Here is a 20,257-nt window from a genome sequence, read left to right as displayed (position 1 = left end):
TATAATGAAAAATTCGCCTCATGCCGACCGATTCATCCGCGATGAAATCCTCCGAGATCCGCCAGAAGTTCCTGCAGTTCTTCCAGTCCAAGGGGCACACCATCGTCCCTTCGTCGTCGCTCGTTCCCGGCAACGACCCGACCCTGTTGTTCACTAACTCGGGCATGGTGCAGTTCAAGGACGTCTTCACCGGGAAGGAAACGCGCGCCTATACGCGTGCCACCTCGTCGCAGCGCAGCGTGCGGGCCGGCGGCAAGCACAACGACCTGGAAAACGTCGGCTATACAGCGCGGCATCACACCTTCTTCGAGATGCTGGGCAACTTCAGCTTCGGCGATTATTTCAAGCGCGATGCGATCCATTACGCCTGGGATCTGCTAACCACCGTATACAAGCTGCCGGCCGAAAAGCTGTGGGTCACGGTCTACCATGAGGACGACGAGGCCTACGACATCTGGGCCAAGGAAATCGGCGTGCCGGCCGACCGTATCATCCGCATCGGCGACAACAAGGGCGCGCGCTACGCCTCCGACAATTTCTGGCAGATGGCGGAAACCGGGCCGTGCGGCCCATGCTCCGAAATCTTCTACGACCACGGCCCCGACGTCTGGGGCGGCCCTCCGGGATCGCCGGAAGAAGACGGCGACCGCTATATTGAAATCTGGAACCTGGTGTTCATGCAGTTCGAGCGGGACGCGGCCGGCAATATGTCCAAGCTGCCCAAGCCCTGCGTCGATACCGGCATGGGCCTGGAGCGCATTTCCGCCGTCCTGCAGGGCGTGCACTCCAACTACGAGATCGATCTCTTCCAGAAGCTGATCGCCGCCGCGGGCCGCGAGACCGGCATAAAAGACCTGCACGACAATTCGCTGAAGGTTATCGCCGATCACATCCGCGCCTGTTCCTTCCTGATCGTCGACGGCGTCATTCCCAGCAACGAAGGCCGCGGCTATGTGCTGCGCCGCATCGTGCGCCGCGCGCTGCGCCATGGCTACAAGCTGGGCCAGACCAAGCCGTTCTTCCATCGCCTGGTGGCGGATCTGGTCGGCGAAATGGGCGAGGCGTATCCAGAGCTCGCCCGCTCCGCCGAGCGCGTCGCCCAGGTGCTCAAGCAGGAAGAGGAGCGCTTCGGCGAAACCCTCGAAAATGGCATGAAGATCCTGGAAGGCGCGCTGGCCGGCGTCCCCAAGGGCGGCCAGCTGGACGGCACCACGCTGTTCACGCTGTACGACACCTATGGCTTCCCGGTGGATCTGACCGCGGATATCTGCCGCGAGCGCGGTGTGGAAGTCGACCTTGCCGGCTTTGATTCCGCCATGGCGCGCCAGCGCGAACAGGCGCGGGCGGCAGGCAAATTCAAGATGGCCGAAGGGCTGGCCTACGAAGGCGCCGACACGCGTTTCGTCGGCTATGAATCCATCGAGCTGGACGACGTGCGGGTGGTCGCGCTGTATGCGGACGGTACTTCGGTGGACCGCATCCAGGCCGGGCAGGATGCCGTTGTCGTGCTGGACGCGACACCGTTCTACGCCGAATCGGGCGGCCAGGTCGGCGATGCCGGGCTGCTGGAAGCGGACGGCGTGCGCTTCGCGGTTGCCGATACCCAAAAGGTACAGACGGGCGTTTCCGGCCACCACGGCAAACTGGAGTCCGGTAGCCTGGCGGTCGGCGACACGGTCCTGGCCCGCGTGGACGCGGTGCGGCGCGCCCGCACCGTGCGCAACCATTCGGCGACCCATTTGATGCATAAGGCGCTGCGCGAAGTCCTGGGCGGCCACGTGCAGCAGCGCGGCTCGCTGGTGGACCCGGACAAAACCCGCTTCGACTTCGCGCATGACGCGCCCATGACGGCCGAGCAGATCGCCCGCGTCGAAGCCATCGTCAATGCGGAAATCCTGGCCAACCAGCCCGCGCAGGTGCGCGTCCTGCCGTATGAAGAGGCCGTGAAGGGCGGCGCCATGGCGCTGTTCGGCGAGAAATACGGCGACACGGTCCGCGTCCTGGATATCGGCTTTTCCCGCGAATTGTGCGGCGGCACGCACGTCACCCGCACCGGTGATATCGGCATGTTCAAGATCGTCGGCGAAACCGGCGTGGCAGCGGGCGTGCGCCGGGTCGAAGCCATTACCGGCGACAACACGCTGGCGTGGGTGCAGGCGCAGACGGCCTTGTTGAACCGCGCGGCGGCGGCGCTGCGCGCGCCGGCCGCCGATCTGCCCGACCGCATCGCCCAGGTTCAGGAACAGGTCAAATCGCTGGAAAAAGACCTGGATCAGGCGCGCAGCCGCCTGGCGTCCAGCGCCGGTAACGATCTGGCCGCCCGCCAGACGGTGGAAATCAAGGGCATCAAGGTGCTGGCCGCCGGCATCGATAGCGCAGATCCCAAAGCCTTGCGCGGCATGGTCGATCAGCTCAAGGACAAGCTCAAGCCGGCCGTGGTGCTGCTGGCTGCGGCGGCGGACGGCAAAATCAGCGTGGTCGGCGGCGTGACGGCCGACCTGACCGATCGCATCAAGGCCGGCGATCTGGTTGGATTCGTGTCCAGCCAACTGGGCGGCAAGGGGGGCGGCCGTCCCGATATGGCCATGGGCGGCGGCAGCGATACGGCGGCTCTGCCGGCGGCCATCGCCAGCGTCCGCCAATGGGTGGACGAACGGCTGTGAGCAGCGATAAAGACGCGGGCGTCGGCGCGGCCGCCGACGCGTCCCAGGCCAGGCCGGCGCCCGTCGCGGATCTCGAAATCGATGCGACGGGGCTGGCCTGTCCACTGCCCATACTCCGCGCCAAGAAAGCCCTGGCGCAGCTGAGCAGCGGACAAGTGCTGAAGGTCCTGACGACCGACCGCAACGCCATCCGCGACTTCCAGGCGTTTTGCCGGCAGACGGGCAACGCCTTGTTGCGCCAGGAAGACAACTCTGGCCAGGGCGTGCACTACCTGCGCCGGCGGTGACAGGCGTATTTGCCGTCACCCGGCATCGATGCTAGAATCTACTGTTTTTCACAACCAATTCAAGGGATTACCTATGCTGGTGATTCGTCTGGCCCGCGGTGGGTCGAAAAAGCGTCCGTTCTACAACCTGGTGGCGACCGATTCGCGTAACCGCCGCGACGGCCGTTTTGTCGAACGCGTCGGCTTCTACAATCCCGTTGCTGGCGAAGGCACGGAAAAGCTGCGTATTGCCCTGGACCGCGTCCAGTACTGGACCAGCAACGGCGCCCAGCTGTCCCCCGCCGTCGCCCGTCTGGTCAAGGACTATTCGGCCAAGGTTTCGGCTTCGGCCTGATATCGCGCTTTGCCTCTGTGAGCAGGGCGGGGCATTTTGCCCCTTGCCTGGTCACATGGCTGGTTCCATGACCCGCGCCGCGCAATGAGCAACGCCGCACTTCCCGTTGTGGCGCCCGCCGACCTGGTCGAGCTCGGGCGTATCACCGCGGCCTATGGGGTCAAGGGCTGGATCAAGATCCAGCCGCACTCGGCCGACGCGGATGTCCTGCTGTCCATCGCGACAGGCTCGCCGGCGACCTCGTCCGCACCATCCTCGCCTGGAAAACCATCTTCCGCCGCGTCGGCTCCGACCTGGTGGTTGATGCGTCCCGCGCTGCCCGGCACTTCCGCCGCGGCATCCAGCAAATCCCCGTCCGCGATTCCGCACGTGGTCAAGGCCGCGCGCGCGCATGGTTCGCATGTCGTCGCCCAATTGGCCGGCATCGATGACCGAGATCAGGCGGAAGCGCTGAAAGGCATGGCTGTCTGCGCGCCGCGCAGCGCCTTTCCCGCGCCGGACGATGACGAGTACTACTGGGTGGACCTCATCGGCTGCACCCTGTATGGCGATGCCGATGGCGCGCCCACTTTGCTGGGCATCGTCGACGACGTCCTGGACAACGGCGCCCATGCAGTCCTGAAAGTCCTCCGCCAGCGTCCGGCCCCCGTTGGGGCAGGCGAGCCGGAACCCCTGCTCGACGCCAAGGGTCGTCCGGTCGAGGTCCTCGTGCCTTTCGTCCAGGCCCATATCCGTGCCGTGGACCTGGAAGGCCGCCGCATCGATAGCGACTGGCCTCTGGATTTCTGATGCGTTTCGACGTCGTTACCCTGTTCCCCGACATGTTCACGGTCGTGCGGGACCTGGGAGTGACCGGCCGTGCCCACGGCCAGGGTAAATGGAATCTACAGGCCTGGAATCCGCGCGACTTCACCAGCGACGTCCATCGCACCGTCGACGACCGGCCCTATGGCGGCGGTCCCGGCATGGTGATGATGGCTGCCCCCTTGGCCGCCGCGGTACAGGCCGTGCAAGCGCGCCGCGCCGCCGATGCGGTGCCGCCGGCGCCGGTCATCCTGCTGTCGCCCACCGGCCGTCGCTTCGACCAGCCCAGGGCCCAAGCGCTGGCGGCATCCGCCGGCGCGGTGCTGATCTGTGGCCGCTATGAAGGCATAGACCAGCGCTTCATCGATCGCTACGTCGATGAGGAACTCTCCCTGGGCGACTTCGTTCTTTCCGGGGGCGAGCTTGCCGCCCTTGCCGTGGTCGACGCCACGGTGCGCTTGCTGCCCGGCGTGCTGAACGACGATGAGTCGGCGGTGCAGGATTCCTTCAACCCGGCACTGTCCGGCTTGCTGGACAGCCCGCATTACACGCGTCCGGAAATCTATGACGGCGTAGCGGTGCCGGCGCCGCTTTTGTCCGGCCACCACGCCAATATCGCCCGCTGGCGCCGCGAACAATCCCTGCGCCTGACCGCCGAGCGGCGGCCGGACCTGATCGAGCGGGCGCGGGCGCAAGGCTGGCTGACGCCGCAGGACGAGCGTTTTCTGAAGAGCCTGTCGCCGGCCGGCTAACGCCGTGCTGGCGCGCCGCGCGGAGCACCTGAAGCGCCCCGCGCTAGGCCGTGCCGGCGATCACGCCGGCAGTTTGCCCCGCTGCTCGCGCACCTTGTTCAAGGTTTCGGTGAACTGCGCCAGCCGCGCTTTTTCCTGCTCCACCACGGCGGCCGGCGCCCGGTCGACGAAGCTGGCGTTCGACAGCTTGCCATTGGCCTTGGCGATTTCCCCTTCCAGCCGGGCGATTTCCTTGTCCAGGCGTGCGCGTTCCGCCACCACGTCGATTTCCACGTGCAGCATGAGCCGCGCGTCGCCGACCACCTGGACAGGCGCGCCCACGTCGGGCAATTGACCGACTACGTCGACCTGGGTCAGTCGCGCCAGGGCCGCCAGATAGGGCGCATTGCGCGACAGCAGTTGCGCCGGTCCTTGCGCGATCAGCGGCACCCTCTGCGCCGGCGACAGATTCATTTCGCCGCGCAGCGCCCGCACCGCTTCGATCTGGGCCTTTAGTTCCGCCACGTCCGCCTCGGCCTGCTTGTCCACCGCGGCGGGGTTGGCGCGGGGATAGGGCTGCACGCTGACGCTGTCCGGCGTACCCGGCTGCCGCTTGCCCGCCACCACCGAGACCTTCTGCCACAGCTCTTCGGTGATGAAGGGGATGATGGGATGCGCCAGCCGCAGCACGACTTCCAGCACGCGGATCAGCGTGGCCCGCGTCGCCGCCTGCTGCGCAGGCGTACCGGTCTGCAGCTGCACCTTGGCGAGTTCGACATACCAATCGCAGTACTCGTCCCAGACGAAGCGATACAGTGCATTGGCGACATTGTCGAAGCGGTAGTCGGCGAAGCCGCGCGCGACTTCCGCTTCCAACTCCTGCAGCTGGCTGACGATCCAGCGGTCGACGAAACTGGTTTCGCCGGCGGCCGCGGTCGTATCGTGGCCTTCCGTATTCATCAGCACGAAGCGCGTGGCGTTCCACAGCTTGTTGCAGAAATTGCGGTAGCCCTCGCAGCGCTTCAGGTCGAAGTTGATATTGCGTCCCAGCGTCGCGTAGGCCGCCATCGTGAAGCGCAGCGCGTCGGCGCCGTAGGCCGGGATCCCGTCCGGAAACTGCTTGCGGGTGGCCTTTTCGATGCTGCCGGCCAGCTTGGGATTCATCAGGCCGTAGGTCCGTTTGGCGACCAGCGTTTCCAGGTCCACGCCGTCGATCAGGTCCACCGGGTCCAGCGTATTGCCCTTGGACTTGCTCATCTTCTGGCCTTCCGCGTCGCGGATCAGGCCGTGCATGTAGACGTGCTTGAACGGGATCTGGCCCGTCAGGTGCATCGACATCATGATCATCCGGGCGACCCAGAAGAAGATGATGTCGAAGCCCGTCACCAGCACGCTGGACGGCAGATAGCGCTCCAGGTCCGGCGTCTTGTCCGGCCAGCCCAGATCGGTGAACGGCACCAGCGCCGACGAGAACCAGGTGTCGAGCACGTCCTCATCGCGTTGCAGGGGGCCTTCGACGCCCGCGGCGCGGGCCTGTTCCAGCGCTTCCGCCTCGTCGTGGGCGACGAAGATGCTGCCGTCCTTGGCATACCAGGCCGGGATCTGGTGGCCCCACCAGAGTTGCCGGGATATGCACCAGTCCTGGATGTTGTCCAGCCACTGGTTGTAGATGGTCGCCCAGTTTTCAGGGTAGAAGGTCACGCGGCCATCGGCCACGACGTCCAGGGCGACCTGCGTGATGCTCTTGCCGGGATGCAGCGTGCCTTCCGGCGCCGGCTTGCTCATCGCCATGAACCACTGGTCCGTCAGCATAGGCTCCAGCACGACGCCGGTCCGGTCGCCCTTGGGCTGCATCATCTTGTGCTTTTCGACGCCTTTCAGGTAGCCGTTCGCTTCCAGCTCCGCCACCACCGCCTTGCGCGCCTCGTAGCGCTCCATGCCGCGGAACTGCGCCGGGCCGTTTTCATTGATGTGCGCATCCGGGGTAAAGATCACGATCAGCGGCAGGTCATGCCGCAGCGCGCAGGCATAGTCGTTGAAGTCGTGCGCGCCGGTGATCTTCACCACGCCCGTGCCGAAGTCCGGATCGACGAAATCGTCGGCAATGATGGGAATATTGCGATCGCACAACGGCAGTTCCACCAGCTTGCCGACCAGATGCTTGTAGCGCTCGTCGTCCGGGTGTACGCATAGCGCGCCGTCGGCCAGCATGGTTTCCGGCCGCGTCGTCGCGATGGTCATGCCGCGCAACGTAACCGTGTTGCCGTCGCGGTCGACAATGGTCTGGGGACCGTCGACGAACGGGTATTCGATGCGCCACATGAAGCCTTCGGTTTCCTCGGACTGCACTTCCAGGTCGGAAACCGCGGTCAGCAGCTTGGGATCCCAGTTCACCAGCCGCTTGCCGCGATAGATCAGCCCTTCGCGGTACAGCCGGACGAAGGTCTCGACGACACCGCGGGACATGCGGTCATCCATCGTGAAGTATTCGCGGCTCCAGTCCGCGGACGCCCCCAGCCGACGCACCTGGCCGGTGATCGTATTGCCCGATTGCTGCTTCCACTCCCAGACCTTTTCCACGAACTTTTCGCGGCCGAGGTCGTGGCGCGAAATCTGCTGCGCATCCAACTGGCGTTGAACCACGATCTGGGTGGCGATGCCCGCATGGTCCGTCCCCGGTATCAGCACCGTGTCGGCGCCCAGCATGCGGTGATAGCGCGTCAGCCCATCCATGATGGTTTGATTGAACGCGTGCCCCATGTGTAATGTCCCAGTCACATTGGGCGGAGGAAACTGTATGGCGAAGCTGCCGGGCGTGCCCTCGGCCGCGTCGACGTGGCGGCCGCCGGTGAAGTACCCGCGCCGCTCCCATTCGGCGTACCAGCGCGCTTCGATATCGGCGGGTTCGAAGCTCTTGGATAGTTCCTGCGACTCGTTCTGGGGTGCGGCTTTGTTCATTACGCGGTTCCGGCTGACTGACGCCCCCGAGGGCAGTTTTCCACGGGGCAAACCCGTAATTTTAAGATGTAGTCGCGAATCGCGGCGTGCTAGAATGTCCGGTTACTGTAAACCACGTAGAAGTCCCTGTTTTTATTGGAGTTTTCATGTCGACTGTATCTGCCACCGAGCGCACCCTCTCCATTATCAAGCCCGACGCCGTGGCGAAGAATGTTATCGGCCAGATCGTGGCCCGTTTCGAGCAGGCCGGCCTGAAGGTCATCGCCGCGCGCATGCAGCAGTTGTCGCGCGCCGATGCCGAGCGCTTCTACGCTGTCCACAAGGAACGTCCCTTCTTCAAGGACCTGGTCGATTTCATGGTTTCCGGCCCCGTCTTCGTGCAGGTGCTGGAAGGTGAGGGCGCCATCGCCAAGAACCGCGACCTGATGGGCGCCACCGATCCCAAGAAGGCCGCCCCGGGCACCATCCGCGCCGACTTCGCCGACAGCATCGACGCCAACGCCGTCCACGGTTCCGACGCGCCGGAAACCGCCGCCGTCGAAATCGCTTTCTTCTTCCCCGAAATCAACATCCACAGCCGCTGAGCTGTTTTGCCGAAGTCATGAACGAAAACGAACGTGTCAATCTGCTGGGCCTGGATGGCGCCGAGCTGACTGCCCTGGTGCAGCGCTGGGGCGGCAAGCCTTTCCGCGCCCGCCAGCTGCAGCGCTGGGTGCACCAGCGCGGCGCGGACACGTTCGACGCCATGACCGACCTGGCGCGCGATTTTCGCGCGCAGCTCGCGGGGGAATGCACCATCCAGGCGCTGCCGGTCGTCACCGAGCAGAAGTCCACGGACGGCACCCGCAAATGGTTGTTCGACGTAGGGCAGGGCAATGCCATCGAAACCGTCTTCATTCCGGAAGACGATCGCGGCACGCTCTGCATCTCGAGCCAGGCCGGCTGCACCGTGGCCTGCCGCTTCTGTTCCACCGGCCACCAGGGCTTCAACCGCAACCTCCAGGCCAGCGAGATCATCGGCCAGCTGTGGTGGGCGCGCAAAGTCCTGGAAGGCGATCTGGCCAGCGCCCGCCTGCCCTCGGACAAGGCCGCCGCGGCCCAGCCGGATAGCCGCGTCATCAGCAACGTCGTCATGATGGGCATGGGTGAACCGCTGCTCAACTACGACCAGGTGCTGACCTCGCTGCGGCTCATGCTGGACGACAATGCCTATGGGCTGTCGCGCCGTCGCGTTACCGTATCGACCTCGGGCGTTGTGCCCATGATGGATCGCCTGGCGCGCGACTGCCCCGTCGCGCTGGCCGTATCGCTGCACGCGCCCAACGATGCGCTGCGCGACGACCTGGTGCCGCTGAACCGCAAGTATCCGCTGGCGGAATTGCTGGCCGCGTGCAACCGCTACCTGGAACACGCGCCGCGCGACTTCATCACTTTCGAATATGTCATGCTCGACGGCGTCAACGATGCCGACGAGCATGCGCGGGAATTGATCCGCATCGCGGCGCAAGTGCGCTGCAAGATCAACCTCATCCCGTTCAATCCGTTTCCGCAGTCCGGCCTGAAACGCTCGCCGTCGGCGCGCGTGCGGCTTTTCGCGCAGCGCCTGATGGACGCCGGCGTCGTGACCACCGTGCGCAAGACGCGCGGCGAAGACATCGACGCGGCCTGTGGCCAGCTGGCCGGCGAAGTGCGCGACCGGACTCGCATCACCGAACGCATCGCTGCCCAAAGACAGGCCATCCCCATCAAGCAGGTCGGCGCCGCCGCGCCGGCGCGGCCGGCCGAACGGCGTGTCGAGATGCCGCGGGGAGCGGTTGCGCACCGACAGGAGTAGTACAGTGAGCGAGAATGCCTCCACGCCCGTTTCCATCGATCGCAGCCTGGACCCGGCCGCGGAAAGCGCGGTCGGCGGTGCGCTGCGGGCGCTGCGCGTAAGCAAGGGCTGGTCGCTGGAGGAAGTCGCCGCCCGCATCAAGTTCGCGCCGCGCCAGATCGCGGCCCTGGAAGAAGAGCGCTGGGCCGATCTTCCCAAAGGTATTTCCCTGCGCGGCCTGATCCGCAGCTACGCCCGCCTGCTGGGCGCCGACCCGGAAGCCATCATCGGCTCGCTGGAGCCGCAACTGCGCGGCGGCGCCCCCGCGCGCCTGGCGACCCAGGGCAGCCTGCAGTCACCGCGCGGCGCCATCCCGGCGGAAGAGGAGCGCAGTTCCTCCTCATGGGGCTGGCTGATCGTGATTTTGCTGGTGATCGTGGCCGCATTGGCGTATGCCGCCTGGCAAGGCTGGCTGCCCGCGCACTGGCTGCCGGGCTGGTTGTCCCGCGGGGGCCATTGACCGGTCGTCGTGCCAGGCCGGACTGTGCCGCTCGCCGCTGTCCGTACCGGATCACGCCCGGTACAGGCGCCCGAAGCCCGGCGCATCAACGTCCGGCGTACCCCGTACTCCATTACCGCGTTTTGAACACACCATGCAAGAACCCTCACCACCCTGCCAGGATCAAGCGCCCCCACCCGTGGGCCCGGAGTCGCGCCACCTTACGCGGGGCGTGCGGGTGCAATGGAGCGGCCGCGCGGTCACGATAGGCGGCGATGCGCCCGTGGTGGTGCAGTCCATGACCAACACCGATACCGCCGACGCCATCGCCACCGCCATCCAGGTGCGCGAATTGGCCCAGGCCGGATCGGAGCTCGTCCGCATCACCGTCAACACCCCGGAAGCCGCGCGTGAAGTGCCCGCGATCCGCGAACAGCTCGATCGCATGGGCGTCGACGTGCCGCTGGTCGGCGACTTCCATTACAACGGCCACAAGCTGCTGACGCAGTTTCCGGAATGCGCCCAGGCGCTGTCCAAGTACCGCATCAACCCCGGCAACATGGGCGGCGGCAAGAAACGCGACGACAACTTCGCGCAGATGATCGAAGTGGCCTGCCGCCACGACAAGCCGGTGCGCATCGGCGTGAACTGGGGCAGCCTGGACCATGAGCTCATGGCTCGCAAGATGGATGAAAACAACCAGCGCGCGACCCCATGGGAAGCCCAGGCGGTGATGCGCGACGCGCTGGTGGTATCCGCTATCAGCAACGCCCGCCGCGCCGAAGAGCTTGGCCTGGCGGGCGACAAGATCATTCTTTCCTGCAAGGTCAGCCACGTGCAGGACCTGATCGCCGTGTATCGCGACCTGGCCGCCCGCTGCGACTATCCGCTGCACCTCGGCCTGACCGAAGCCGGCATGGGCAGCAAGGGCATCGTGGCATCGACCGCCGCGCTGGCCGTGCTGCTGCAGGAAGGCATCGGCGACACCATACGCATTTCCTTGACGCCCGAACCGGGCGGCGATCGCACGCGCGAAGTCGTGGTGGCGCAGGAAATCCTGCAAAGCATGGGCTTGCGCGCCTTTACGCCCATGGTGGTGGCCTGCCCGGGATGCGGCCGTACCAGCAGTACCGTATTCCAGGAACTGGCCGACAGCATCCAGTCCTATCTGCGGCGCCAGATGCCGCTCTGGCGCACCCGCTATCCCGGCGTCGAAAGCATGAATGTTGCCGTCATGGGGTGCGTGGTCAACGGGCCGGGCGAAAGCCGCCACGCCGATATCGGCATCAGCCTGCCCGGTACCGGCGAAGTCCCCGCCGCGCCGGTGTTCATCGACGGTGAACGGACCGTGACGCTGAAGGGCGACCATATCGCCGAGGAATTCCAGACGATCGTCGAAAACTACGTGGCGCGCCGCTACGGCTCGCAGGTCTCACAATAAAACCAAAGGGTATGGCGCCTTGCCGCGGTCGGATCCGCGGCGCGCTTCACGACATGACGCAAGCTTTCCAGAAAGTGGCCGCCATCCGCGGCATGAACGACATCCTGCCCGGCGCGGGCGCGCGTTGGGAACAGTTCGAGGAAATCGTCCGGAACTGGCTGCGGGCCTACGGCTATCGCAACGTCCGCACGCCCGTCCTGGAGCACACGCGGCTGTTCGCCCGCGGCATCGGCGAGGTCACCGACATCGTCGAAAAAGAGATGTACACCTTTACCGACTCGAACGGCGACTCGCTGACCATGCGGCCCGAGATGACCGCCGGCATCGTGCGCGCATCCATCGAGCACAACATGCTCTACGACCGTCCGCACCGGGTGTATTCGCTCGGACCGGTGTTCCGCCACGAGCGTCCGCAGCGCGGCCGCTATCGCCAGTTCCACCAGATCGACGTCGAAGCGCTGGGCTTCGCCGGTCCGGACGTGGACGCCGAACTCATCATCATGCTGGCGCGGCTGTGGAAGCTGCTGGGCCTGACCGACGTGCGGCTGGAGCTCAACTCGCTGGGCCAGCCGGCCGAGCGCGCGGCGCATCGGGCGGCGCTGATCGAGCACCTGGAAAAGCACCGCGACGTCCTCGACGAAGACGGGCAGCGGCGCATGTACAGCAACCCGCTGCGCGTGCTGGACACCAAGAACCCCGCCATGCAGGCCATGGCGGACAGCGCGCCGCGTCTGTTCGATTTCCTCGGCGACGAGTCGCGCGCGCACTTCGACGGCGTGCGGCAGTTGCTGGACGATGCCGGCATTGCGTATCGCCTGAATCCGCGCCTGGTGCGCGGCCTGGACTACTACAACCTGACCGTGTTCGAGTGGGTCACGGATCGCCTGGGCGCGCAGGGCACCGTGTGCGGTGGCGGCCGCTACGACGGCCTGATCGAACTCCTGGGCGGCAAGCCCGCGCCGGCGGTCGGTTTCGCCATCGGCATGGAACGGCTGCTCGATCTGTGGGAGCAGACCGCGCCCGCTGAACCCGTGCCCGAATGCGACGTGTATGTGGTGCACCAGGGCCCGGAAGCGCAGCGACTGGCCGCCAAAGTCGCCGAACAGCTGCGCGACGCCGGACTTTCCGTTATCGTCCACGCCGGCGCCGCCAGCTTCAAGGTGCAGTTCAAGCGCGCGGACGGCAGCGGCGCCCGGGTTGCGGTTATCCTTGGCGCCGACGAAGTGGCGGCTGGCACGGCCAGCGTCAAGTTTTTGCGCGGCGACGCCGAACAGCGTCAGGTGCCGCTCGCGGAACTGGCGCAGGCGCTGCGGGGATGACAGCCTGGCCGCCGGCCCGGCAATACCTGGCGGCCCCCTGGTTATGAAACGTTGATGCGGCAGGACATGTAAGCATGGCATACGATCTCGAAGAACAGGAAAAACTCGACGCCCTGAAAGCGTGGTGGGCCCGCTATGGCCTGCTGGTCGCCATCGTCGTGGCGGTGGCGGCCGTTTCCTATGGCGGCTGGATGGGATGGCAGGCCTGGCAGGCGCATTCCAGCCGCCAGGCCATGGGTTATTTCGAGGCCCTGGAAGATGCCGCGCGCCTGGGGGGCACCGACGCCACGGCGCGCATCAAGGCGGCCGCCAGTACCTTGCGCAATGACTATCCCAACACCGGCTATGCCGGCCGCGGCGTGCTTGTCGCCGCCCAGGCCTTGCAGGCGCAGAACGATCTTCAGGGCGCGCGCGAACAGCTCGAATGGCTGGCCGGCCAGCGCAAACAGCCCGCGCTGCAGCCCGTCGCCAGGCTGCGCCTGGCCGGGCTGCTGCTCGATCAGAAGCAATACGACGCGGCGCTTGCCCAGCTGCAGGATCCGCCGCCGGCCTTCGCGGCGCTGTATGCCGATCGCCGCGGCGACATTCTCGCGGCCCAGGGCAAGGTCCAGGAAGCGCGCGCCGCCTGGCAGAGCGCCATCGATGGCCTCGGTACGACCAACCCCCTGACCCCCGTCGTGCGATTGAAACTCGATGCCCTGACCGGAGCCTGATTCCGATGTTTAAGTTTGCCTTCCGTCGTCCCGCCGTCGTTGCGGCCTGCCTTGCCGCCGTGCTCAGCCTGGGCGCGTGCTCGCTGTTTTCCAAGGACGATACGCGCTATGACCCGGCGCCGCTGACCGACTACAAGCCCGGCATGTCGGTGCGACAGGTGTGGTCCGTGTCGATCGGCAGCGGCGGTGGCCTGGGCTTCTATCCGTCCGTCGTGGGCGAGGCCGTCTACGCCGCGACGCCCAATGGCATGGTCGGCAAATACGACCTGCTCAGCGGCCGCGCCATCTGGCGCACCGATGCCAAGGCCGACCTGACCGCCGGCGCCGGCAGCGACGGCACGACTACCGTCGTCGCCTCCAACGCCGGCGACGTCATTGCCTACGACGACACTGGCAAGCAGAAATGGAAGGTCCGCGCCACCAGCGAGATTTCCGAACCGCCGCTCGTCAACAACGGCCTGGTCGTGGTCCGCACCGGTGATTACCGCATTACCGCTTTCGACGCCCGCAATGGCGATCGCGTCTGGAGCGTGCAGCGTCCCGGACCGGCGCTGGCGCTGCGCACCACCACGCAAATGATTATGGCGCAGGGCCTCGTCATCGCCGGTCTGCCCGGCGGCAAAATGATGGCCATCAGCGCCGACAGCGGCAATGTCCAGTGGGAAGGCACCGTCGCCACGCCCAAGGGCGGCAGCGATCTGGAGCGCCTGAACGACGTGGTCGGCGCGCCGCGCCTGATCGGGCCGTTGATGTGCGCGGTCGCGTACCAGGGCCGCATCGTCTGCTTCGACGTCTCGCAAGGCGGCCGCCCGGTGTGGGCGAAGGACTTCTCCGGCGCCGTCGGCCTGGGCGCCGACGAAAACGCGGTCTACGCGCCCGATTCGCACAGCGTCGTGTATGCCTATAGCCTGCGCGACGGTAGCGAACTCTGGAAGCAGGACGCCCTGCGCAACCGCCGCCTGACCGCGCCGGTCGCCATCGGCCCCGCCATCGCCATGGGCGATTATGATGGCTACGTGCACTTCCTGTCGCGCAGCGATGGCCATCTGCTGGCCCGTCTGTCCGTCGGGGGCGATGCCGTGCTGTCGCCGCTGCAAACGACATCCCAAGGCGTGCTGGTCCAGACCGGGAACGGCAACCTGGTCATGATCGGTACCAACTGAACCCAAACTGCCCTTCATCCGTGTCCTTCAAGCCTGTTGTCGCTCTCGTCGGTCGTCCCAATGTCGGGAAGTCCACACTTTTCAATCGCCTGACGCGGTCGCGCGCGGCGCTGGTCGCCGATTTTTCGGGTCTCACGCGCGATCGGCACTATGGCGAGGGCAGGGTGGGGGACTATCCCTTCATCGTCATCGACACCGGCGGCTTCGAACCGGTGGCCAAGGACGGCATCCTGCGCGAAATGGCGCGCCAGACCCGCCAGGCCATCGCCGAATCCGATGTGGTGGTTTTCCTGGTGGACGGCCGTGCCGGCGTGAACGCGCACGACCATGAAATCGCCGATCTGCTGCGCCACTCGGGGCAGCGCCGCATACTGCTGGCGGTCAACAAGGCCGAAGGCATGGGCATGGCCGCCGCCACCGACTTCCACGAATTGGGCCTGGGCCAGCCCTGGCCGATTTCGGCCGCGCATGGCGACGGCATCGTCGACCTGATCGAACGCGCGCTCGAAGGCCTGGTCGAGCCTGAACCCGAACCGGAGTCCGACGACGACGCCGGGCTGTCCGGTGCGGAGCCCGAACTGGACGCCGGCGACGACTCGGCCCTGCCTGAAGGCAAATACACCGCGCCGCCGCCCGACCACCGGATCAAGCTGGCCATCGTCGGCCGGCCCAATGTCGGCAAGTCCACGCTCATCAACACGCTGCTGGGTGAAGAGCGTGTGATTGCCTTCGACATGCCCGGCACCACGCGCGACGCCATCGAAATCGACTTCGACCGCGACGGCAAGCGCTACACGCTGATCGATACGGCCGGCCTGCGCAAGCGCGGCAAGGTCTTCGAAGCGGTGGAAAAGTTCTCCGTCATCAAGACATTGCAGGCCATCGAGGCCAGCAATGTCGTGCTGCTGATGCTGGACGCGCAAACGGAAATCTCCGAACAGGACGCCCATATCGCCGGCTTCGTGCTGGAAACCGGGCGCGCCGTGGTGGTCGCCATCAATAAATGGGACGGCCTGGACGCCGACCAGCGCGAGCGCATCCAGCGCGAGTTCGAACGCAAGCTGCGTTTCCTGTCGTTCGCGCGCGTGCATACCATTTCCGCGCTGAAGGGCGCGGGCGTGAAGACCCTGCTGAAGTCGGTCAACAGCGCGCATGCCGCGGCATTCGCCAAGCTTTCCACGCCCAGGCTCACCCGCGAACTGCAGGCCGCCGTCGAACAGCAGCCGCCGCCCCGCAAAGGCATCTTCCGGCCCAAGATGCGGTATGCCCATCAGGGCGGCCAGAATCCGCCATTGGTCATCGTCCACGGCAATGCGCTGGATGCCGTGCCGGACTCCTACCGGCGTTACCTGGAAACCCGTTTCCGCAACGCTTTCGACCTGGCCGGTACGCCGCTGCGGATCGAATTCAAATCTTCGCGCAATCCCTACGTGCAAGATAAATAGCAGGCAAGGACTAGCATGAGCCGTTACTGGAGTCCCGTCGTCGCCGGGCTCAGCCCTTACGTTCCGGGCGAACAGCCCAAGCTGGCGAACCTGATCAAGCTCAATACCAACGAGAACCCGTACGGGCCATCGCCCAAGGTGCTGGCCGCCCTGCGGGCAGCCTGCGACGATGCGCTGCGCCTGTACCCGGACCCGGCGTCCGACCGCTTGCGCCAGGCCATCGCCCGCCACTACGGCGTTGCGCTGCCGCAGATTTTCGTCGGCAACGGTTCGGACGAGGTGCTCGCCATCGTCTTCCAGGCGCTGCTGAGCCACGACGCCCCTTTGCGCTTTCCGGACATCACCTACAGTTTCTACCCGGTCTATTGCGGGCTGTACGGCGTGCGCTACCAGGTCATCCCCTTGACCGAGGACTTCCGCATCGAGGTGCGGGACTACCTGCCCGCGGCGGGCCAGCCCCAGGGGCCGATCCTGTTTCCCAACCCGAATGCGCCCACCGGCCGCGCGCTGCCCCTGGCCGACATCGAGCGCATCGTGGCGGGCAATCCCGACTCCGTGGTCGTCATCGATGAAGCCTATGTGGACTTCGGGGCGGAATCGGCGGTGTCCCTGGTCAAGCGCTACGACAATGTGCTGGTGGTGCAAACCCTGTCCAAGTCCCGTTCGCTGGCCGGCCTGCGGCTGGGCTACGCCATCGGCGGCGCCGCGCTGATCGAGGGTCTGGAGCGAGTCAAGAACAGCTTCAATTCCTACCCGGTCGACCGGCTGGCCGAAGCCGGCGGCACCGCGGCGATCGAGGACACGGAGTACTTCGAGTTCACCCGTTCGGCCGTCATCCGGACGCGCGACGCGCTGACCGTGTCGCTGCGCGGACTGGGCTTCGATGTCATCCCGTCCGCCGCCAATTTCGTGCTGGCGCGGCACCCCGCGCATGACGCCGCCGCGCTCGCTGCCGCGCTGCGGCAAAAGGGCATCATCGTGCGCCATTTCAGCCATCCGCGCATCGTTCAGTACCTGCGAATTTCGATCGGAACGGAGCAGGAATGCGATGCCTTGGTGCACGCGCTGCGCACGATTCTGGTGTGAACTTTTGGTGTCATGTTGCGTCACATCATTCAGTGGCACCGCCCGGGAAAACCCTGTAGAGTAGCTATTTCGGCGTCTGCCACTATCAAAACAACACCCCCGAACAACAACACAATGGAGCCTGGCCAATGAGCAATAAAGGGCAAACTCTGCAAGATCCGTTCTTGAACACGCTGCGTAAGGATCACGTACCCGTGTCCATTTATCTCGTCAACGGCATCAAGCTTCAGGGGCAGATTGAATCGTTCGATCAATACGTCGTGCTGCTGCGCAATACCGTGACCCAAATGGTCTACAAGCATGCCATTTCAACCGTTGTTCCCGCCCGCGCGGTCAACTTCCAGGTGGAAATCCCTTCTGAATAAACGTTCGACCGACCGTCGCGTGGGCCCCTGTTCGACAGGCGGCGGCGTGGACGGTCAATCGCGCGGCTCCGCGCCGCTCCATGGCCGCTGTGTTTTCCGTGCCCGCCGCACTTATCGTGTCGGCGGGCATTTTCACTGTGCGGCCCCGTTCAACATCGCTCCGCATGCCGCGCCCGCCGTGTCCATCCAGGCGCCCATGCCGGTTCATATTCCCATTTTTCGTGCCGTTCGTTTCGCCCGCGCCGGCCAGGAGGCTGCATGCGCGCTCTGATTATCAGTGTTGACCTGGGCAATCCCGACTTCGAGGCCCACGCCCAGGAGTTCGCCATGCTGGCCCGTGGCGCCGGCGCGGAAATCGTCGACACGGTGCTGGCGCGCCGCGATCGGCCCGACGCCAAATACTTCATCGGCTCCGGCAAGGTGCAGGAAGCCGTGCTGCTCGCCCGTGCGCACGATGCCGATGTCATTCTGTTCGACCAGCCCCTGTCGCCCGCGCAGCAGCGCAATCTTGAACGGGAATTCAACCTTCGCGTCGTCGATCGCGTCGCGCTTATCCTGGACATCTTCGCGCTGCGCGCCAAGAGCCATGAAGGCAAGCTGCAGGTCGAACTGGCGCAGTTGCAGCATCTCACCACGCGGCTGACCCGCTTGTGGACCCACCTTGAGCGCCAGCGCGGCGGTATCGGCATGCGTGGCCCGGGCGAATCGCAGCTGGAAATGGATCGCCGCATGATCGGCGCGCGCGTCAAGGTGCTGCGGGAACGGCTCGACCGGGTCGAACGCCAGCGTGTCACGCAGCGGCGCTCGCGCGCCCGCGGCGGCGCGCTGTCGGTTTCCCTGGTCGGCTATACCAACGCCGGCAAATCCAGCCTCTTCAACGCCATGACCCGCGCCGGCGCCTACGCCGCCGACCAGTTGTTCGCGACCCTGGACACCACCACGCGGCGCATCTGGATCGAAGGCGCCGGCTCCGTGGTGCTGTCCGATACGGTGGGTTTCATCGGCGATCTGCCACCTACGCTCATCGCCGCCTTCCGCGCCACGCTGGAAGAAACCGTGCATGCCGATCTGCTGCTGCACGTGGTGGATGCCGCCAGTCCGCAGCGCGATGAACAGATCCTGGAAGTCCAGAAAGTCCTGAACGAAATCGGTGCGGGCGATATCCCGGTCATCATGGTCTATAACAAGATCGACCTCCTGGGACTACCCCCCAGGGTCGAACAGAATGCCCATGGTACGATTGCGCGGGTGTTTGTCAGCGCCGCCGAGCGCGCCGGTCTGGATGCGTTGCGCGCGGCAATTGCACAGGCTGGTCAGATTGCGGGAAATAATGCGTCCAATATCCAAACTGTTCAATCTGAATGATCCAGGCTGGGGTCGTGGCAACCAGAACGGTTCCGAACCTCCCCGGCGTCCGCAAGGCAGCGGCGATGGCCCCCCCGACCTGGACGAGGTCTGGCGCGATTTCAACAATCGCATAGCGGCCTTGTTCGGCCGCAAGGGCAACCAGGGTGGCCGTCCCGGCGGCCCCGCCGGTACCGGCGGAGGCAACGGGCCGCGCAACGCGCGCATCGGCGCCGGCCTGATTATCCTGGTGCTGGTCGCCCTCTGGCTGGCCAGCGGTTTCTACATCGTGCAGGAAGGCCAGGTGGCCGTGGTCACCCAGTTCGGCAAGTACCACAAGACGGCGCAGGCCGGCTTCCAATGGCGCCTGCCCTATCCGATCCAGAATCAGGAAATCGTCAACGTGTCCCAGCTGCGGACCTTCGAGGTCGGTTTCCGCGGCAGTTCGCGCAATAAAGTGCTGCCCGAAGCGCTCATGCTGACCACCGACGAAAATATCGTCGATATGCAGTTCGTGGTGCAGTACCGCCTGCGCGCAGACGGCGCGCCCGACTATCTGTTCCGCACTCGCGATCCGGACGAATCGGTCCGTCAGGCCGCTGAAACCGCCATGCGCGAAGTCGTCGGCAAGCAGCCCATGGACTATGTCCTTTACGAAGGCCGTACCAACGTGGCGACGCAGGTGCAGGCGTTGATGCAGCAGATCCTGGACCGCTACGACACCGGCATCCAGGTCAGCACCGTGGCCATCCAGAACGTTCAGCCGCCCGAACAGGTGCAGGCCGCTTTCGACGACGCCGTCAAGGCCGGCCAGGATCGCGAACGCCAGATCAACGAAGGCGAAGCCTATGCCAACCAGGTCGTGCCGCTGGCCGCCGGCCAGGCATCGCGCATGATCCAGGAGGCCGAAGGCTACAAGGCCAAGGTCGTGGGTGACGCCACGGGTAATACCGCGCGCTTCAACAGCGTGGTCAGCGAATACCGCAAGTCGCCCGCCGTCATGCGCGAGCGCATGTACCTGGAAACGATGGAGGAAATCTTCTCGCGCGCCAGCAAGGTCATGATCGACACCCGCGGCGGCAACAATGTCGTCTACCTGCCGATCGACAAGATCATCCAGCAGGCCGCGCAGGAGGCCGGCAAGCAGTCGCCTCCGTCCGGGTCCCTGAGCCTGCCCGGCGCCAGCCAGCCGACCATTCCGCCATCGCCCCGCCCCATACCTGGGACATCATCCGGCAACCCCGGCAGCGGCAACACGCTGACCCGCGATCGCTTGTCGCGCTAACCGGAGG

The 20,257-nt window shown here is 65.6% G+C and carries 17 protein-coding genes and 1 pseudogene; 17 read left to right on the top strand and 1 reads right to left on the bottom strand.

Annotated features, from left to right (window positions below; genetic code table 11):
* Nucleotides 1–41: 41 nt before the first annotated feature.
* The 5 genes from alaS to trmD all read left to right on the top strand — a co-directional run bounded on the left by alaS (nucleotide 42) and on the right by trmD (nucleotide 4,840).
* Nucleotides 42–2,663, top strand: a complete 2,622-nt coding sequence (gene alaS / locus ACNA0R_RS21680) for an alanine--tRNA ligase (RefSeq protein WP_415828165.1) — start codon at nucleotides 42–44, stop codon at nucleotides 2,661–2,663.
* A gap of 77 nt (nucleotides 2,664–2,740) precedes the next feature.
* The gene (locus tag ACNA0R_RS21675) at nucleotides 2,741–2,950 is read left to right on the top strand and encodes a sulfurtransferase TusA family protein (protein ID WP_415828164.1); all 210 of its coding nucleotides are present in this window, start codon (nucleotides 2,741–2,743) and stop codon (nucleotides 2,948–2,950) included.
* A 73-nt stretch (nucleotides 2,951–3,023) separates the two neighbouring features.
* Entirely contained in the window at nucleotides 3,024–3,284 is a 261-nt protein-coding gene (rpsP, locus tag ACNA0R_RS21670; protein ID WP_415828134.1) for a 30S ribosomal protein S16, read from the top strand.
* 84 nt (nucleotides 3,285–3,368) lie between these two features.
* Nucleotides 3,369–4,073 carry a ribosome maturation factor RimM gene (gene rimM / locus ACNA0R_RS21665; RefSeq protein ID WP_415828133.1) on the top strand — a complete coding sequence of 235 codons (705 nt, stop codon included), beginning with the start codon at nucleotides 3,369–3,371 and terminating at the stop codon, nucleotides 4,071–4,073.
* Nucleotides 4,073–4,840 (top strand): tRNA (guanosine(37)-N1)-methyltransferase TrmD, encoded by a 768-nt coding sequence (trmD, locus tag ACNA0R_RS21660; protein WP_415828132.1) that lies wholly within the window; start codon nucleotides 4,073–4,075, stop codon nucleotides 4,838–4,840. The genes rimM and trmD overlap by 1 nt, the downstream gene beginning before the upstream one ends.
* Nucleotides 4,841–4,900: 60 nt before the next feature.
* On the opposite strand, the gene ACNA0R_RS21655 is transcribed toward trmD, so the two are convergent.
* A complete protein-coding gene (locus tag ACNA0R_RS21655) occupies nucleotides 4,901–7,777 on the bottom strand; it encodes a valine--tRNA ligase (protein ID WP_415828131.1) in 2,877 nt (958 codons plus the stop codon).
* A gap of 146 nt (nucleotides 7,778–7,923) precedes the next feature.
* Between ACNA0R_RS21655 and ndk the strand changes: the two genes are divergently transcribed.
* The 12 genes and pseudogenes from ndk (at nucleotide 7,924) to hflK (ending at nucleotide 20,250) form a co-directional block, all read left to right on the top strand.
* Nucleotides 7,924–8,361, top strand: coding sequence for a nucleoside-diphosphate kinase (ndk, locus tag ACNA0R_RS21650; protein WP_415828130.1), 438 nt, complete (start codon nucleotides 7,924–7,926; stop codon nucleotides 8,359–8,361).
* 17 nt (nucleotides 8,362–8,378) lie between these two features.
* A pseudogene (rlmN, locus tag ACNA0R_RS21645) lies at nucleotides 8,379–9,539 on the top strand (dual-specificity RNA methyltransferase RlmN); the annotation flags it as partial.
* 76 nt (nucleotides 9,540–9,615) lie between these two features.
* The gene (locus ACNA0R_RS21640) at nucleotides 9,616–10,110 is read left to right on the top strand and encodes a helix-turn-helix domain-containing protein (RefSeq protein WP_415828129.1); all 495 of its coding nucleotides are present in this window, start codon (nucleotides 9,616–9,618) and stop codon (nucleotides 10,108–10,110) included.
* Between the two features lie 133 nt (nucleotides 10,111–10,243).
* The gene (gene ispG, locus ACNA0R_RS21635; RefSeq protein ID WP_415828128.1) at nucleotides 10,244–11,530 is read left to right on the top strand and encodes a flavodoxin-dependent (E)-4-hydroxy-3-methylbut-2-enyl-diphosphate synthase; all 1,287 of its coding nucleotides are present in this window, start codon (nucleotides 10,244–10,246) and stop codon (nucleotides 11,528–11,530) included.
* Nucleotides 11,531–11,583: 53 nt separating this feature from the next.
* Nucleotides 11,584–12,849 (top strand): histidine--tRNA ligase, encoded by a 1,266-nt coding sequence (hisS, locus tag ACNA0R_RS21630; RefSeq protein ID WP_415828127.1) that lies wholly within the window; start codon nucleotides 11,584–11,586, stop codon nucleotides 12,847–12,849.
* A gap of 74 nt (nucleotides 12,850–12,923) precedes the next feature.
* Entirely contained in the window at nucleotides 12,924–13,562 is a 639-nt protein-coding gene (locus ACNA0R_RS21625; RefSeq protein ID WP_415828126.1) for a YfgM family protein, read from the top strand.
* 5 nt (nucleotides 13,563–13,567) lie between these two features.
* Nucleotides 13,568–14,725, top strand: a complete 1,158-nt coding sequence (gene bamB, locus ACNA0R_RS21620; protein ID WP_415828125.1) for an outer membrane protein assembly factor BamB — start codon at nucleotides 13,568–13,570, stop codon at nucleotides 14,723–14,725.
* A 20-nt stretch (nucleotides 14,726–14,745) separates the two neighbouring features.
* Nucleotides 14,746–16,170: a ribosome biogenesis GTPase Der gene (gene der, locus ACNA0R_RS21615; protein ID WP_415828124.1), complete on the top strand. Its 1,425-nt coding sequence runs from the start codon at nucleotides 14,746–14,748 to the stop codon at nucleotides 16,168–16,170.
* Between the two features lie 15 nt (nucleotides 16,171–16,185).
* A complete protein-coding gene (gene hisC / locus ACNA0R_RS21610) occupies nucleotides 16,186–17,256 on the top strand; it encodes a histidinol-phosphate transaminase (RefSeq protein WP_415828123.1) in 1,071 nt (356 codons plus the stop codon).
* A 128-nt stretch (nucleotides 17,257–17,384) separates the two neighbouring features.
* Nucleotides 17,385–17,621 carry an RNA chaperone Hfq gene (hfq, locus tag ACNA0R_RS21605; RefSeq protein WP_066347256.1) on the top strand — a complete coding sequence of 79 codons (237 nt, stop codon included), beginning with the start codon at nucleotides 17,385–17,387 and terminating at the stop codon, nucleotides 17,619–17,621.
* Between the two features lie 258 nt (nucleotides 17,622–17,879).
* Nucleotides 17,880–18,986, top strand: a complete 1,107-nt coding sequence (hflX, locus tag ACNA0R_RS21600; RefSeq protein WP_415828122.1) for a GTPase HflX — start codon at nucleotides 17,880–17,882, stop codon at nucleotides 18,984–18,986.
* Nucleotides 18,952–20,250, top strand: coding sequence for an FtsH protease activity modulator HflK (gene hflK / locus ACNA0R_RS21595; RefSeq protein WP_415828121.1), 1,299 nt, complete (start codon nucleotides 18,952–18,954; stop codon nucleotides 20,248–20,250). Before hflX ends, hflK begins: the two co-directional genes overlap by 35 nt.
* Nucleotides 20,251–20,257: the final 7 nt, after the last annotated feature.

The sequence above is a fragment of the Bordetella sputigena genome (assembly GCF_965137885.1).
GTDB classification, from domain to species: domain Bacteria; phylum Pseudomonadota; class Gammaproteobacteria; order Burkholderiales; family Burkholderiaceae_B; genus Bordetella_C; species Bordetella_C sputigena.
The sequence above is the reverse complement of the archived record's forward strand: the minus strand, read 5'-3'. Positions and strand labels throughout refer to the sequence as shown.